Source organism: Micromonospora sp. CMU55-4 (genome assembly GCF_011602315.1).
Taxonomy (GTDB): domain Bacteria; phylum Actinomycetota; class Actinomycetes; order Mycobacteriales; family Micromonosporaceae; genus Micromonospora; species Micromonospora chalcea.
In genome coordinates, this window is sequence record NZ_JAAOLH010000027.1 from 31,154 (window position 1) to 45,807 (window position 14,654).

Here is a 14,654-nt window from a genome sequence, read left to right on the forward strand (position 1 = left end):
AAGAGCCATGTGATGGACGCTCTGAGCCCGGTGGACGCATACCCGTCGGGTCGGGTTTCGCGCGTCAGCGACGAAAGGGTACGTCCTTGGCGAGGTGTGCGTCCTTCGGGCCACTGAACCCACCGGATCGGTGTCCTCCGATGGCGCCGGCGAGCTGATCCAGTTCCTCCGAGCCGTCCAGCTCGGAACGTACTCGATCGAGTGAGGCGGCAAGCTTGGGCGCTTGGCTGCGTAACACGGTCAGGTCGGCACGCCGGTCGAGAATCTGCGCCCACAGGATGGCGCGGCCTGCCTCGAGCAGCGTGACAGCTGTCGTGTGCCGGCCGGCATCGGTGGCCGTAGCGGCCGCGTCCCGGGCCAGGCCGGACCAGCCGGCGATCGCATACTCGCGATCGACGCGTCGGACACCCGGCCAGGACAACGCGGCCAGCAGGCGCACCGCAGTGGCATAGCCGTCGGCGCCATCGGCTCGGGCACCGAGCCGGGCCGCGGTCCGGCCCCACGCCGCGCCCGCGACAGTCCGGACGGCCACCGGCGCGGCGGGTGCTGAGGCGGCACACCACCAGCAGTCCCGGGCTTCGCGTAGGTCGGTGGCGGTCGCCCGCTGCTCGTACGCGCTGCCGAGATTGACCAGCGACCGGGACCAGCCCGGCGACCCTGGCTCGGCCGCCGCGACCGACTCGGTGCCCAGCCGGACGGCGTCGTCCAGGTCCTGTGGCTGACGGGTGCGCTCGAACCGGCGCAGCAGCGCGAGACCCACGTTGGATAGCCGGCTGTGCCGCTCCGGGGCGCTGCCGTCGGTCTGATCGACCGCGCGGAGCCCATCGACGATCGCCGCATCGAGTTCGGTGAGGTCACCGTTGCGCAGGTATCGGGTCTGCCGGATAACACACATGTTGGACAGTCGAACGGGCAGGGTGGGGCTGCGCGGCGGGGTGGCTGCGACCGCCTCCCGCATGGTGCTGATCGCCTCGTCGAGGTCGGCATCCTGTTCGGTGCGGGTGAACCGGGCCTGAAGGAAGAGGCTCAGGTTCGTAAGGTGGCGGGGCCGATCGATGTGACCAACGGGCACCAGTTCGGTGGCCTGCCGGCCGACGGTGACGGCCTCGTCGATGTCCTCGACGGCGCCGCGCCTGTCGAAACGGGCCTGCAGCACGCCGGCCAGCGTCGAGAGGCACCGGGCCCGGTCGGTGGGGGATTGGCCGACGAAGGTGGCCGCGCGGCGGCAGTATAGCACCGCCCGGTTCAGGTCGTCGCCGGCGCCGAACCGTTCGAAACGGGCAAGCAGGCTCCCGGCCAGGTTGGACAGATAACGGCCCTGGTAATGGTCATCGGCTGCGGCGTCGGAGACCGCCTGCTGCTGAACCTTGACGGCCGCGTCAAGGTCGTGCCGTGCGCCGGTCGACTGGAAACGCAGCCGCAGCATCGCCCCAAGGTTGCTGCTATAACGGGCGACGCCGGGATGCCCAGCGGGTGCGGTAGCGAGGGCGTCACCGGTCACCGTGATCGCCTCGTCGAGGTCGGCCCAGGCGCCGGCGAGGTCGTATCGGGCACGCAGGGTGTTGCCCAAATTGACCTTGATACCGAAAACCCGCGGATGCCCGGCTGGTACCACGGCAACAGCCCGCCGGTGCGCCGTCAGCGATTCGTCTAGGTCACTGCTGTCGCCGGTTGCCTCGAACCTGGTCCGCAACGCCGAACCCAGGCCCGACAACCGTGCCCCGAGATCCGGGTCGTCAAGGTCACTGTGGTTGACGGCCAGGCGCGCCTGGCGTACCGCCTCGGTGAGGTCGGCGAGGTCTCCGGTGGCCTCGTAGCGGACGGTTAGGGCCTGAGCGAGATTCGCGGCGTGCCCGGCCGAGCCGGACCCGGACGCGGCCTGAGACAGGGAGCCGACCGCGTCGTCGATGTCGGCGGGCACCCGGGTATGCCCGAACCGGGCGAGCAAGGCGGTGCCGAGATTGTTGAGCAGGTCGGCGCGCAGTGGCCCGGGCTCGACGGCCGCGGTTCGGTACAGCTCAATTGCCTCGTCGAGGTCGGCCACGTCGCCGGTCGCCTCGAACCGCTCACCCAGCGCGGCACCCACGTTGATCCGCCCTGCCCGCACGGTCGCCTCTGTGCCCCAGCGCAGCGCGACGCGTCCGGCTGTAATCGCCAAGTCAAGCAATCCCCGTCGCTGGAACTCGGCGCACGCGTCGACTGCGGCGATAGCGGCCACCGGTCGCAGCCTCATCGGCACCACCTGCGGTTCCTCCAGGGCGACGGCCAGGGCCACAGCGCCGGCATGCCGCTTCGCGGCGCGTCGGCCCTCCGATGTGGCCACAGTCAGGGCCCGGCAGTGATGCAGGCAGGCCGCCAAGATCAACATCCGGTGCCTTAGCTGCGTCCCTGCGGCTCCGGCGGCGTCACGGACGAGGCGCTCGGCAAGCGATGCAGTGCCCACTGCGGTCACCCCGGTGTAGTCGCCGGCGGCGAAGGCGGCGAGCCGCCTTTCGGCGTCGGGTAGATCCTCGGCGATGGCGGCACCCCGTTCGATCTGGTGGACATCCGCTTCCAGCATTACCACGGGCTGCCACCAGCCGGTAGCGTTCCGATCGTGGCACGCGATGAGCCGGACGCCCGGGAGGTACTGCTGGCTCGGGTCGAGGCGAGAGTGGAACGGTACGCCGATACCCTCGACAGCGCTCACGTCCTCTGCCCGCAAGCGGCTACCGAGGCAGCCGCCCTGCTGGCCATCGTCGACCGGGCAGAGCATCTGGACGCAGAGGTAATGCTCGCGGTGGCCTACCTGCATTGGGTACGGGCCGACCACGTCGACGCCGAGGCAAAAGAGGCCGAAGTCGCCATCGCCGTGCCGTTGTTCGCCGACCTGTACACGCTGGATCCAGGCTTGCTGCCGCCCTCGCTGCATGCGCAACTGGACGAGGCCACCGGCATCCGGGCCTACCGGTCGTGGGAGCAGACCGGCGATCCTCAGGCGCTCGACGAAGCGGTGGAACTGCTACGAACCGCCTGCACCGAAGGTGGCGAAGGGCCCGACGGCTGTCCAACCTGTCCAGCACGCTGCGGCAACGGTTCCTGCCCACCGGGGACAGGTCCGACATCGACGAAGCACTCGTGTCGGCTGCGGAAGCGGTACGCCACGCGGAGTCCACCGACCCCAACCGGGGCGCGTGGCTGTCGAACCAGGGCAGCACCCTGCTGGCCCTTTTCGGCCACTGCGGTGACCCAGCCGACCTGGACACCGCAGTGGCCGCGCTGCGGGCGGCGACCGCCGCTGCCCCGGGCGGCGTCTACCTGTCCCACCTCGCGGCAGCCCTGATCACTCGGCACACCATCAGTGCGGACTCGGGAGACTTGACCGCGGCGCAGGCCGCAGCCCGCGCAGCGGCACCGGCCCCGGCCACGACGACCAGAGTCTCGCCGATGCGACGGCGGTGCTCTGCCTCGTGCTGACCCGCGGCTACGACGTGTCCGGTGACCCAAACATCCTGGCCGAGGCGATCACCGCCGGCGAACAGGCGGTACGTCTGGGCGGCGTCCCCGAGGCACTGACCAATCTCGCCGTTGCGCTGGTGAACCTGTACCTGCTGACTGGCTTTTTCGCTGATCTCGACACCGCTGTCGATCTCGGCCGGCAGGCGGCGGCCGACAGCACCGCCGCCGGACAGGCCATCAACCTGTCCAACCTCGCCGACACCCTGCAACTCCGCTTCGCCGCTGGCGCACCCAACAACGTCCTCGACGAGGCGGTCGACGTGGCCGCGAAGGCCGTGGCGGTCGCCGGACTCGACGATCCGGGCCAGGTCACCTACCTGGCCAACCTTGGCGCCGCCCACCTGACCGGCACGAAATCACCGGTCACGACGACGACCTGGAGGCAGTGCTGGCCGCCGCCCGATCGGCGGTGGACTCGGCCGGGCCGGCGCACCGGGCTCGGCCCTTGGCCGAGACCACTCTGGGTCTGGCGCTACTCGCCCGGTACGAAACCGACGGCGCACCGGCCGACCTGGACGAGGCGGTTCTTCTGACCCGGGCCGCTGCTGCCGCTGAAACCGGTGTCAACGACCGGATCAGCTGCCTGGGCAGCCTGTACGCCGCCCTGCAGCAACTGTTCGCCCCGGGACGGCGAACCAGCCCTGCTCGACTAAGCGGTGAACGCGGCCGCGGAAGCGGCACGACTGGCCGGTGGAACCGCGCACGACGCTGTGACTCAGTCGAACCTGTCCGCCGCCCATGGCCTGCGGCAGGAGGCGACAGGCGCACCGGCCGACGTAGAAGCGGTAGTGGACGCTGCGCAGCGCGCGGTCGCCGCGACCAGTCCTGGCGACCGCGCCCTGACAGCCCGGTACGGCAACCTCAGGGCCGCCCGGCTAGCCCGGTTCACTCAGTTCGGTGCCCTGACCGACCTGGACGACGCGATCACCGCCGCCCGGCAGGCGGTCGCGGTCTCCACCGGTCCCGCCGTCCTGGCGACCTCCCGGTCGGGACTGGCAGCGGCCCTTTACCACCGGATCACCGTCATTCAGGACGGCGCAGACCTGGACGAGGCAGTGGACGCCGCCCGCGCCTCTGTCGCGGGTTCTCCCAAAGAGGCACCGGAGCGGCCTGGCCGTCGCGCCAACCTCGCAGCGCGCTGATGGTCCGCGACCGCCCCGACGACCTGAATGAGGCCATCGAGCAATACCAGGAAGCGGTCGCGGCGGTCTCCGGGGCACCGGTCCCGCGGGCCGCGCTGCAGTCCAATCTCGCGCATGCGCTGAGCCGCTGGTACATGCTCACCGGCTCGGCTGCCGACCTGACCGCTGCGATCAGCGTGGGACGCGAGGCGCTGGAATCGGCGGGCAGCCGTCCAGTACCGGATCGGGCCGCCTCGAAGCGGCGGTGTTGGCGTTGCCAGGCAGCGACGGGAAGTACCTCGATGGCTGCGCTCAAACCGGACTCGCATTTCCCCCGCCGCTGCCCGCTCGGCGGCGGAAGCTGTTCAACACGTACGCCGGGTCGGCCAGCGGGCGACGCCGATAAAGCGACCCGCCCGATGTTCAGGTGGTCGGCAACATGAGCGGCAACCCATCGATACGGACTGGTGGGCTGGCTGCGCTGGAGATCAACGCAGCGGCTGGATTTACAATCTCCACTTTTGAATGGTGTCTAGGGTGGACCGATCGAGGGCGGCGCGGCAGTTAGACAACTGCTCGGCCAAATCAGGCGCGACGTGGTGCAAGCCAGTCAGGTCGATGCGTGTGCTTAACACTTGGGACCAGTAGACTCCGCAGCCTGCATATAGCAGCGTGGCGGCAAGATCGGGGCTGCCGGCGGCGATTGCACACGCGGCACCATCGCGAGCGAGTGCAACGGACTGGGTCTGCAGAAGGTACTGCTGGTCGCGATGGCTGATTCCCCTCCAAGTCAGCAACGGAAGCAGTTTCACCGCCTCGGTGTAGGGTTCGGCTGCGGCGGCAGGACCGCTACGCTGTACGACTGCGTGTGCCCACGATTTGGCTGCGGATAAGCGAACCATCGCTGGGGCGACTGACGACTGGCTTGCTTCCACCCACCCATGTATCGCCTCGTCTAAATCCCCAGCAACCCTCAGGGTTTTGAACCGAGCAGCCAGTGCGGCGCTAAGGTTGCAAAGCACTGAGGCGCGGTCAGGGTGTCCGTCGGGGACAGACGCAAGGGCTTCTCGACTTACCATCGTCGCTTCATTCAGGTCCTCAACAGCCCCGGTACGGTCGGCCAAGGTGCTTAGCGTGTTACCTAGGTTCGCCAGCACCGCGGCGCGATCGGAGTGATGAGCAGGGGTGATTGCCGCCGCCTCCCTACCAAGGCGAACTGCCTCATCCAAGCTCCCGACGTCAGTCCGCTCGAACCAAGCCGCCAGCATGTAGGCGAGGTTGGTTAATCGCCCGGCGCGGTGAGGATGATTGATGGCGGTGACCTTTACCGCCTGCCGACCCGCGGTAATTGCCGCCTCCAGGTCCTCAATCTCATTTGTCCGACCGAATCGACCGTGCAGTGCTATGGCGAGATAAGACCAGCGGATCGCGCACTTGCGGTGACCTTCAGGGGTTGCGGCAACGGCCTGCCGGGCAAGGCTGATGGCCTCGTCCAGATCAGCAGCGGCCCCGAGCCGATCGAATCGGGAACGAAGCGCGACGCCTAGGTTCGACAAGCAGCCACCATGGTCTGGGTGATCGTCCGAGAGTTCGGCCACTGCCATCCGACCCAAGCGGACCGCCTCGTTCAACTCTCCGATTTTCCCTGTTCTGTCAAACCGTGCGCGCAGTGCGATACTGAGGCTGGAAAGATACGCGGCCCGGTCAAGATGGCCGTCGGGTGTGGCAGTTACCGCCTGCCGGCCAAAGCTGATGGCTTCATCGAGGTCGGTAATCGCTCCGCCCTCCTCGAATTGCATGCGCAGATGGTTGCCGAGGTTGGATAGATACTTGGCGCGCTCGGGGTGCCCATCTGGGGTGGCGGCAACGGCGTCCCGGGTAACAGCCACTGCTTCGTCCAGGTTGGTGATCGCGCCTGTGCGCTCGAACCGGAAGCTCAGTGCGACTCCGAGGTCCGACAACAGGCCGGGCCGATCGCAGTGCTCGTCAGATGTGGCAGATAAGGCGGCCGTGAGGGCGGCAATGGCGTGTGTCAACGCAGCAGGGTCATCCCGGCTTGCAACCCGCTTGAGTAGACCCGTAGCGAACCTAGCCAGCCGACCCGCATCGATTTTATGGCCATCGGTCGTCAGATATTCGCGTACTGCTCTAGGTACTGCACTTTGATCTTCTTGTAATATCAGAGTGAACAGCCCCATCGCCGTACGCAAGTCACCCTCGTCCTGACCTTCCGGCAGGGCGCGATGGCGACACCAATGCAGCCACGCTACTAAGCGTGCTACCTCAAACGATAGACCACCCTCGGCACCTGCGGCCTGACTCAGTAGGTCACGCGCCTCGACGGCCGCCTCCGGATCCTGAACGGGGCGCGCGTCACCTTGCTCAAACGCGCGAATTCGAGTGATGAGCCTACCGATCCGCTCGTCGTTCACGCGCCGGAACCTCTCTGCCGGAGACAATAACGACCACTAATCTACGAAAGGCTCGATGGGCTCACCTGCCGTCTGCCCATGTCCATACACCTGAGCGCCGAAAGGCACCAGCATCCGACAAGGCGGAACTTTACCGAACGCATGGCCCGTCCTCTGGAGCCAGCCTGCTTGGCTTGCGTAAGTCGATGGGCGATGACAATGCCCTGGCAACCGATCCCAGAGCCGGACCGCCGCGCCGGCGGCGAAGCTCACCCGGCCACGCCTTGGTGGCCGCCCATTCCGGCGTGCGGGTCACTGACGTCGCCCAGAAGTAGGTGTCCGTCGGACGGAGCAGCGGCCGAACGTGGACGTCGGCTTCGGCGATTCCGGTTTCCACCCGCCGGCGATCCGGGGCCTCAGCGCGGGAAGCAGGCGCGTCCAGTCACCCATCTCAGCCACCTACCAGGGGAACGAGTCGCACGAAGGCCACCTCGGGGTCCGCAAGCAGGTCGATCTCCTCATCGAGATCCTCGACCTGGCGGTCACCCACCAACAGCACGAAGCCGTTGCGGGCGAAGGCGGCACACGCCGCGTCCGCCTGACGCTCCCAGTCCAGCCGCCGTCCCCGACCGACCCGATCCTCCTCGGGTGCCCTGACCCGCTGCAGCCATCGTGCGAATGTTCCGCGCACCGAGGGTTGCGGGATACCACCGAGAGACCACCACCGCGTGAGGTCCCGGTGACGATCGTGTTGACCGAGGACGGGCTGCCGCAAGTCCGGTCGGTGCACGATCTATAAGGCTGGCAGGACCGGTGGATAGACGGTCAGACGTGGCGGACGTTGAACCTGTCCCCCCGTTTACCCCCCGAAAACCCAGGCCAAATGTTGGCGAAGAGTGACAAGAGCCGGTGAAGACCTAGCAGCGTCCTTGCAGCTCAATGACTATCTCAGGCAAGTAATGACAAGCCCACTTCGGCTACTTTCCGTTACAAGGGGTTTTGACAACCAATGACAAGTCCTGACGGGACTCGACAAGAGGTTGTCTTCGGTTCAAGTCCACCTTCTCTCAAGGAGGGTGGTCCTGGGCAAGTGCCGTGCTGCCACGTTAGTCGATGCGCGTAGGAGGAGTGAATACAGGGAGCCTGGGCCCTGAATGCCTCGGCAGGCTTCCAGCGGGCCCGAAAGACCTCCGAACTGCTGGGGGAACCTCAGGGCCTGGCAACCCTTCGATCCAGGTGGGCACCGGACCGTTCCTCCGCAGGCGCCGCACCGACCCGTCCTCACGGCTCCCGGACCACGGATGGAATCCCGACGGAGCGCCGAAAGTCGTCGATCGCCGGCCACGCGAGGTCGGGCTGGACCGCCACGCGGGACCGTGCCTGGGCGAGCCGTTCGATCGGCGGGCCGCCGGAGATCGGCCCGAGCGCGCGCACGGTCGTCTCGGCGTCCTCGGCGAAGGCCCGCAGCAAGGTGGCGGCGAGATAGAGGTACGCCTGGGTCTGCACCATGACCGCGGCGACCGGGTCGGTCCGGTCCACGGACGGCATGTCGGTGCAGGCCCTCTCCAGCAACTCCGCCGTCATCGGCACGTCGTGCACGAGCAGGATCCACCGCACCGCGTCGCGCTGCCCGGTGGCCCCCGTCTCGGCCGCCCGGACCTGAGCACGGAGGATGCTCGCCGCGTCTGCGGCCACCAGCTCGACGGTCAGCTTGTCGATGTCCCACATCCTGCGCTCGGAGCTGATCGTCGCCAGCGCCATCACCTGTCGGAGCAGCTCGCGGGGCCGGCCGGCAGACAGGACGTGACACAGCCACAGGTAGGGCTCCGGTAGGCTGAGACCGCGTAGCTGAAGGAGCTTGCCGGCCTCGGCGACGGTCAGTGGCCCGACCTCGATGACGAGGTCGAAGGCGCTGTCGAACGCGGTGCGGACCCCGAGAGCCCGTCGGTCGAACGCGGCCAGCGCATCCTCGGACACCGCCACCAGGAAGTAGCAGCCGCGGACGCCGAACACCGATTTCAGGTCGTTGATGAACCGCTCCGCGTCCTCTACCGACCCGATCTTGTCGAGTTCGTCGACGCCGATGATGATGCGCTGCCCGCGACGGCGGCGTTCCAGGGCAGCCTCGTACAGCATGTCGCGGAAGAGCGCGACCAGTTCGGGGTAGGTGCGAAGCTGCTCGGTCCGTTGGACCTGTCCCTCCGCGCTGAGGTCGAGCCCGCCGGGGACGGTGAACTTGCCGCCCGCCTTCCGCGAGAAGACGGACTGGAACCGCAGCGTCCGCAGGTGATGCTCGGCTGCCGTCGCCGACGGGCTCGGCGTCACCGTGGACCGACGCCGCACCAGGTCGCGCCAGAGGCGCCACAGCATAGGGGTCAGGATCAACAGGCCGCCCAGGACGTACGCCGGCACCCGCGGCGCCTGCCACATGGCCAGTAGGGCCGCGCGGATGCGGGGACCGAGGACCACGACGACGATCAGGGCGACGCCGGCCAGGACCACGGCTGCCGGCAACAGCACGCGGATCCGTGACCGCCACCGGTGCGCCGCCGGCTGGGCGGGCGAGGGCGCGCCGAGCCGTACGCAGGTCTCCGCGAACAGGTGCACGAGGAATTCACGCCGGTCGTAGGTGGTGGGTGCCTGCACCAAGACGAGCACGTCACCCTCGGTGGCTCGGAACTGCTCGGTGCAGTACCGCTGGAGCAGCGTGCTCTTGCCGGTGCCGCGCGGGCCGCTGACGCCGATGCTGGCGCCCTCGAGTTCCCGCAACGCCCAGGCGACGCGACCATCGGCCGCGTTCTCGACCAATTGCTCGGCGCGGCTGACGTCGCCCAGCCGTCCCGGGCTTAGCACGGGCAGTCGCAACGAGTTCCGGTCGCCGCCCTGCCCGAGAAAGGGCCACACCTTCGGCACGATCCAGTGGCGGGCCATCGCCACCAGCCAGTCCTCGCGGGCTTGGCGGGCCGCCTCGTCGTAGCGGCGGGTCGCCGGTGCGGGTTCCGGCCATCGTGACGGGTCGTCGCTGCACAAGCGGCGCCACGCGTCGGCGGCCTGGCGCGATCCCACCCACGACAGGCCAAATAGCGAGGCCGCGACGGCGGCCGCCACGACGAGGGACTCCACCCCCGGGAGGCGCCGGAAGGACATGCCCGCCAGCGTCAGCAACGCCGCGATCGCCGCGACCATGACGGCCAGACAGGCTGAGAGTATGCCGCGGCGCCCCAGCCGGTCCGCCACGCGAGCGACGACTCCACACAGCATGATCGTGGCGACGGCGGCGATGACCGGCGTGGTCAGCGGGGAGATCCGCAACGACCAGAGCGCGTTGCCGAAAGCGAACACCGTCACCGCAAGCGCCAAGCCGGCGAGCAGCCCGTACACGCTGTTCAACCGCGCCCAGGCCGGTACCGCCGCCGCCACCAGCTGACCACGTGCCTGCTGGAACCGATCGTGGTGGGCCGCTCCGCTCTCCAGGACGGCGGACGGGTCGGTGGTGATCTCGCGCCGCACCTGGTGCTCCAGCATGCGACGACGCTCGTCCGGAGCCGGGGCCAGATACTCGGTCACCTCGGGCAACGCCAGGAACTGCGCCAGCAACTCGTCGGTCACCGCCGCCGCAGGCCCGCGCCGCGCGTTGGCGTGACGGATCAGCGCGTCGCGCATTAGGGCGTGGCGGAACCGATAGCCGTCCCTGGTCCGGGTCAGCACTCCGGCACGGTGGGCGTCGGTCAGGAGCCGTTCGAGCCGCAACGGCATTCGGCCCCGGGCCGCCAGCCGCAGCCGCGTAACCGTGTACTGTCCCCACGCGCTGGCGTCGAACACCGCGAGCAGCGGCACCATCACGGACAGGACAGCCACCGCGACCGGTGGCCGGGAGCCGGGTGCGGCCGAGAGCAGCACCCCACCGAGGCCGGCGGCGCACAGGGCGCGAAGGGCCACGCCGAGCCGGTCCTGTCGCAACGACGGGTGCGGGGGCGGCGGCCGGCGCGGGTGCCGACCGGTGACCATCGCGACGACCATCGTCGCGGCGCCGGCACCGGTCGCGAGGTTCACCGCCAGCGGATGAGCGGCCACGAAGGGCAAGATCGAGTTGGCCCCGGCGGAGAACGCGAGCAGCCCGACGGCGATCACCGTGCCGCTGGCCGCTTCGACGGCCGCCCGGACGAGGTCACCCCAGCCCCACCACGCGACTCGGCGAGGTCTCGGCTGGCCCTCGATCAATCCGCCGCGCAGAGTCAGCACGATCACCGCGGCCAGAACGAGAGCGGGGGTGACGCTGCGGGCCAGAGCCGCCGTGAGCCCGAGAAGCAGCAGGGCCCGGACCGTGCGGATCGCGGCGGTGGCGGCTACCGCACCGCCCGTCTCGGCCGCGAGTCGCCACCAGACGATCTCGTTGGGTGGCTGGGCGCTGACCGCGGCCAGCTCCGCCAACCCGGTGCGGGTCCGCTCGGACAGGCATTCGAGCATCCGCTCGACCACCACACCCGCCGGGTCCGGCTGGTCGAGCAGCTCGCGCGGATCCGCAGCCGGGTCGCCGTACGCGTCCCGCGCGATCCCCGCGAGCAGCGGCGTCCCCAGCGTCTGCGCCAGCGGTCCGCCCGGATCGGCGGCGATCTCGGTGAGAACGGGGCCCCAACGGTCGGCGGTCGCCGGGTCCTGGACGAGAAGGGCGGCGACATCGTCGCGCCGCAGAGGCATCAGCTCGACGACCATGGCCCGTGGCTGAGCCATCGCGCTGATGTTCGCGAACTCCGCCGTACGGCAGGTGGCGACGTATCCGGTGCGTAGCCGGTCGAGGGCCGAGATCGCCCCGGACCGCTGCGGTTCGGGCAGCTCGTCGAGCCCGTCGATGAGCGGAAGCACGAGGCCACGCCGAACGAGGTGGCGCGCGCTGGCGGTCTCGTCGGACGTTCCCAGCATGCCTGTGGCGACGAGGGTCCGTACGACGAATGTCTCCGGCGGTTCCTGGTCGGGCTCCCAGGAGGCCGCCGGGCACAGAAGCGGCACCGGCCGTCGCTCGGCGTGGTCCGACAGCAAGATGCTGCCGAGCATGGTCAGCAGGGTCGTCTTGCCCGACCCGGGCCCACCGACGATGATCATTCGGGTCATCCGTGTCGATTGCGCGAGCGCGGCCAAGTCGACGATGCCACCGCCGAGGTCGGGATCCGCTGTCCAACGCAGCGGCAGTCGGGAGCCCCACCCGTCGGTCGCGATCTGCGTCTGCGCCCGGAAGGACCCTTCGGCGGCGACGGTCAGCCGTCGGTGGACTGCATCGCCCTCGCCGGCCGGGTCCTTCGGTGACCGGACTGCCAGCAGGGACGCTGCCAGCCCTAGCAGGCCGAACACGGCGCCGATGACGCTCGCGAGCTGATCGCCGATGCGGAGGTCGACAGTTGTCAGAACCTCCCAGGCGATGCCGACTACGGCGGCGCCAAGCAGAGTGAGCAGCCAGGTCCGGCCCCGCCTCACGTCGCCGCTCCAGTGACCGCCGTCGACCTCACACGGGACAGTATGCGAGACCCGGCACCGTCCGTGGGGACGAGTCGAGCGGGGCTGAGGGTTGACGAGGTGGCAGGCAGGCGCGGCGCCGCTCCCGGACTGGACGCAGCCCTCCCGTACCCCCAGGCTTCGGTCTCGGCCATGTCGAGGGTGCCGCCGCGGTGGGCTGTGGCCGTGGCGTGTGTGTTAGCGGGGGAACCAACTGACGCGGTCTCCGTGCCAGTACGGCAGCCATGACCACCTGCAGGATGTCCTCCAGCAGGTGGTCCTGCCCGACGTAGCCTAGATAGCAGTTGCCTTCAATCTCCAGATCTGGCAGAATCTCCGAATCTGGAGATTGGGAGATGTGGAGATTTTGTGCGACGGATCGAGATTGATGATGAGGTGTACGCCGAGCTAGAACGAAACGTCAAGGGCTTTGAGCAGCCGAACGACGTCCTCCGGCGACTGCTGTTGGAAAAGGGCCATTCGAGAGCAGCGGTATCGGGGATGCCCAACGCAGCCGCTCCGTCAATCCCAGGAGCCCTCACGGCCCTCATCGAGAAGGGACTCGTGCAGGCGGGGGACACTCTGAGCCACGTCCAGGTCCGAAAGGGACGGCGCTTCGCCGCGATCATTGAGGCCGACGGTTGGATCAGGACGGACCTCGGTAGATATAAGGAGCCCTCGCCGGCGTTGGGCAAGCTGACGGGTACATCGATCGACGGCTGGGCGTACTGGGTTCATGACACAACGAAGCAGTCGCTTCGACAGTTGCGCGCGAAGAGTGGCGGAAGCGGCCGCGGAGGCCACTGAGGCAGTATCGGTCGTCCGTCTGCGAATCCCGCCGGCAGACGTCGATGACTCGTGCGCCTCCCTCCTGGCACCCAGTGCCTGGAGGGGTGGCGGTTTCGAGCCACAGTCGGGAAGCGGAGTGCACTGTCGCGCCACGCCGTCGACAGCTCTCTGAATCGATTACAGGAAGGAAGCAAGGAGTGGCTTCCGCGCTCACGCCGGCAAGAGAGCCGCAGCATGCGGTTCTGCAAGCACTGTACGACCACTTCCGTAGCTACGCCGTCTGGCCAGAGTTCGACCGGGTGGACCGCCAGCTGTGGCGTGCGATGAAGATCGATGTAGCCCAGGCGGTCGTCGACATTCCCCCGACCTTGCTCATGACTAACGCGCCCCGGGGCGTCGCACCCAGAGGCCGCGACGTGATGCGGCTGACGCTAGCCGGCATCCAACGCTGTGACGGAGGCCGGGACGACGTCGAACTGTTCCTCCGTACTCTCCGCTGGTTGGCGCGCTACGAGGACACGCACGACCCTGAGCCGGGTGAGACCACGGTGACCGTCAACCGGACCATGGTTTCCAAAGCTCTCCGCGTGCCTCTTCGTGACACCGGCCGACTTCGTCGGCTCTCCGAGATGCTCTACTGGGAGAGATGGGGTGGAGAGGGTAGCTGGCGAGCACCCGACGGCGACGATTGGAGCGTCAAGGTCGGTCGGGATGTCAGGCACTTCGCACGGGTGAAGAGCGTTGAGGACTTCGCGAAGGCGACGACAGGCTGGCTCGAACCTCCTTCGCCCCCGGCCATTGAGTTCCCCTCCGAGAAGCCCAACGCCACTCCTAACGAGCCGGGCAGCTACATCGATGAGCGGATCTTCGACCTCGTCAAGCAGGCCCAAGGAACGCGATGGGACACGACGAAGCTCCTCGAACTCCTACGAGAGCTCAACGACAACTACCGCGCCGGCAATGCGTACGCTGCACACGCACTGCTACGCGCCCTTCTGGACCACGTGCCACCGCTGTTCGGACAAGCGTCATTCGCCCAGGTCGCTAACAACCACCAGTGGGGCCGAACCGATAGCCGGTACGTCAGGCGTCTCGTAGCATTCCGCGACCAGGCCGACGATGCGATGCACCGGCAGATCAGTAAGCTGCCCTGCCTGCTGTCCATGGAGGACATGCCGGCCCGCGCTGCGGTCAACCGCTTGCTGGCAGGCTGTGCACATCAACTGGCCTGAGGTCGAGTCGAGGCCGCCCGGCAGCGCCGCGGCGACCAGCAGTGGAGGCTGCTGTTCTCCGGCATCGCGGCCGGCAACGGCCACGGCCACCCCATGTACCCGACGGAAGCCTCACG

9 protein-coding genes are annotated in these 14,654 nt (G+C 68.4%); 5 read left to right on the forward strand and 4 right to left on the reverse strand.

All coding sequences use genetic code 11. The features are described from left to right. Positions 1–64: 64 nt before the first annotated feature. The gene (locus tag HA073_RS29390) at positions 65–2,917 is read right to left on the reverse strand and encodes a tetratricopeptide repeat protein (protein ID WP_166457793.1); all 2,853 of its coding nucleotides are present in this window, start codon (positions 2,915–2,917) and stop codon (positions 65–67) included. 520 nt (positions 2,918–3,437) lie between these two features. Between HA073_RS29390 and HA073_RS29395 the strand changes: the two genes are divergently transcribed. From HA073_RS29395 to HA073_RS29405, 3 genes are all read left to right on the forward strand, one after another. Continuing rightward, positions 3,438–4,031, forward strand: coding sequence for a hypothetical protein (locus HA073_RS29395; RefSeq protein ID WP_166457794.1), 594 nt, complete (start codon positions 3,438–3,440; stop codon positions 4,029–4,031). A 123-nt stretch (positions 4,032–4,154) separates the two neighbouring features. Continuing rightward, on the forward strand, positions 4,155–4,640 hold the full coding sequence (locus HA073_RS29400) for a hypothetical protein (protein ID WP_166457795.1): 486 nt from the start codon (positions 4,155–4,157) through the stop codon (positions 4,638–4,640). Then, the gene (locus HA073_RS29405; RefSeq protein ID WP_166457796.1) at positions 4,640–5,062 is read left to right on the forward strand and encodes a hypothetical protein; all 423 of its coding nucleotides are present in this window, start codon (positions 4,640–4,642) and stop codon (positions 5,060–5,062) included. Before HA073_RS29400 ends, HA073_RS29405 begins: the two co-directional genes overlap by 1 nt. A 63-nt stretch (positions 5,063–5,125) precedes the next feature. Here HA073_RS29405 and HA073_RS31220 read toward each other — a convergent pair whose 3' ends face one another. The 3 genes from HA073_RS31220 to HA073_RS29420 form a co-directional block, all read right to left on the reverse strand. After that, complete coding sequence (locus HA073_RS31220; protein ID WP_166457797.1) at positions 5,126–7,051, reverse strand: tetratricopeptide repeat protein; 1,926 nt, start codon at positions 7,049–7,051, stop codon at positions 5,126–5,128. A gap of 430 nt (positions 7,052–7,481) precedes the next feature. After that, a complete protein-coding gene (locus HA073_RS29415) occupies positions 7,482–7,820 on the reverse strand; it encodes a hypothetical protein (RefSeq protein WP_205798992.1) in 339 nt (112 codons plus the stop codon). Between the two features lie 491 nt (positions 7,821–8,311). Next, on the reverse strand, positions 8,312–12,499 hold the full coding sequence (locus HA073_RS29420; protein ID WP_166457798.1) for an NACHT domain-containing protein: 4,188 nt from the start codon (positions 12,497–12,499) through the stop codon (positions 8,312–8,314). 387 nt (positions 12,500–12,886) lie between these two features. Between HA073_RS29420 and HA073_RS29425 the strand changes: the two genes are divergently transcribed. Both HA073_RS29425 and HA073_RS29430 read left to right on the forward strand, forming a co-directional pair. Next, complete coding sequence (locus tag HA073_RS29425; protein ID WP_166457799.1) at positions 12,887–13,324, forward strand: hypothetical protein; 438 nt, start codon at positions 12,887–12,889, stop codon at positions 13,322–13,324. A 179-nt stretch (positions 13,325–13,503) separates the two neighbouring features. After that, a complete protein-coding gene (locus HA073_RS29430; protein ID WP_166457800.1) occupies positions 13,504–14,538 on the forward strand; it encodes a hypothetical protein in 1,035 nt (344 codons plus the stop codon). Positions 14,539–14,654: the final 116 nt, after the last annotated feature.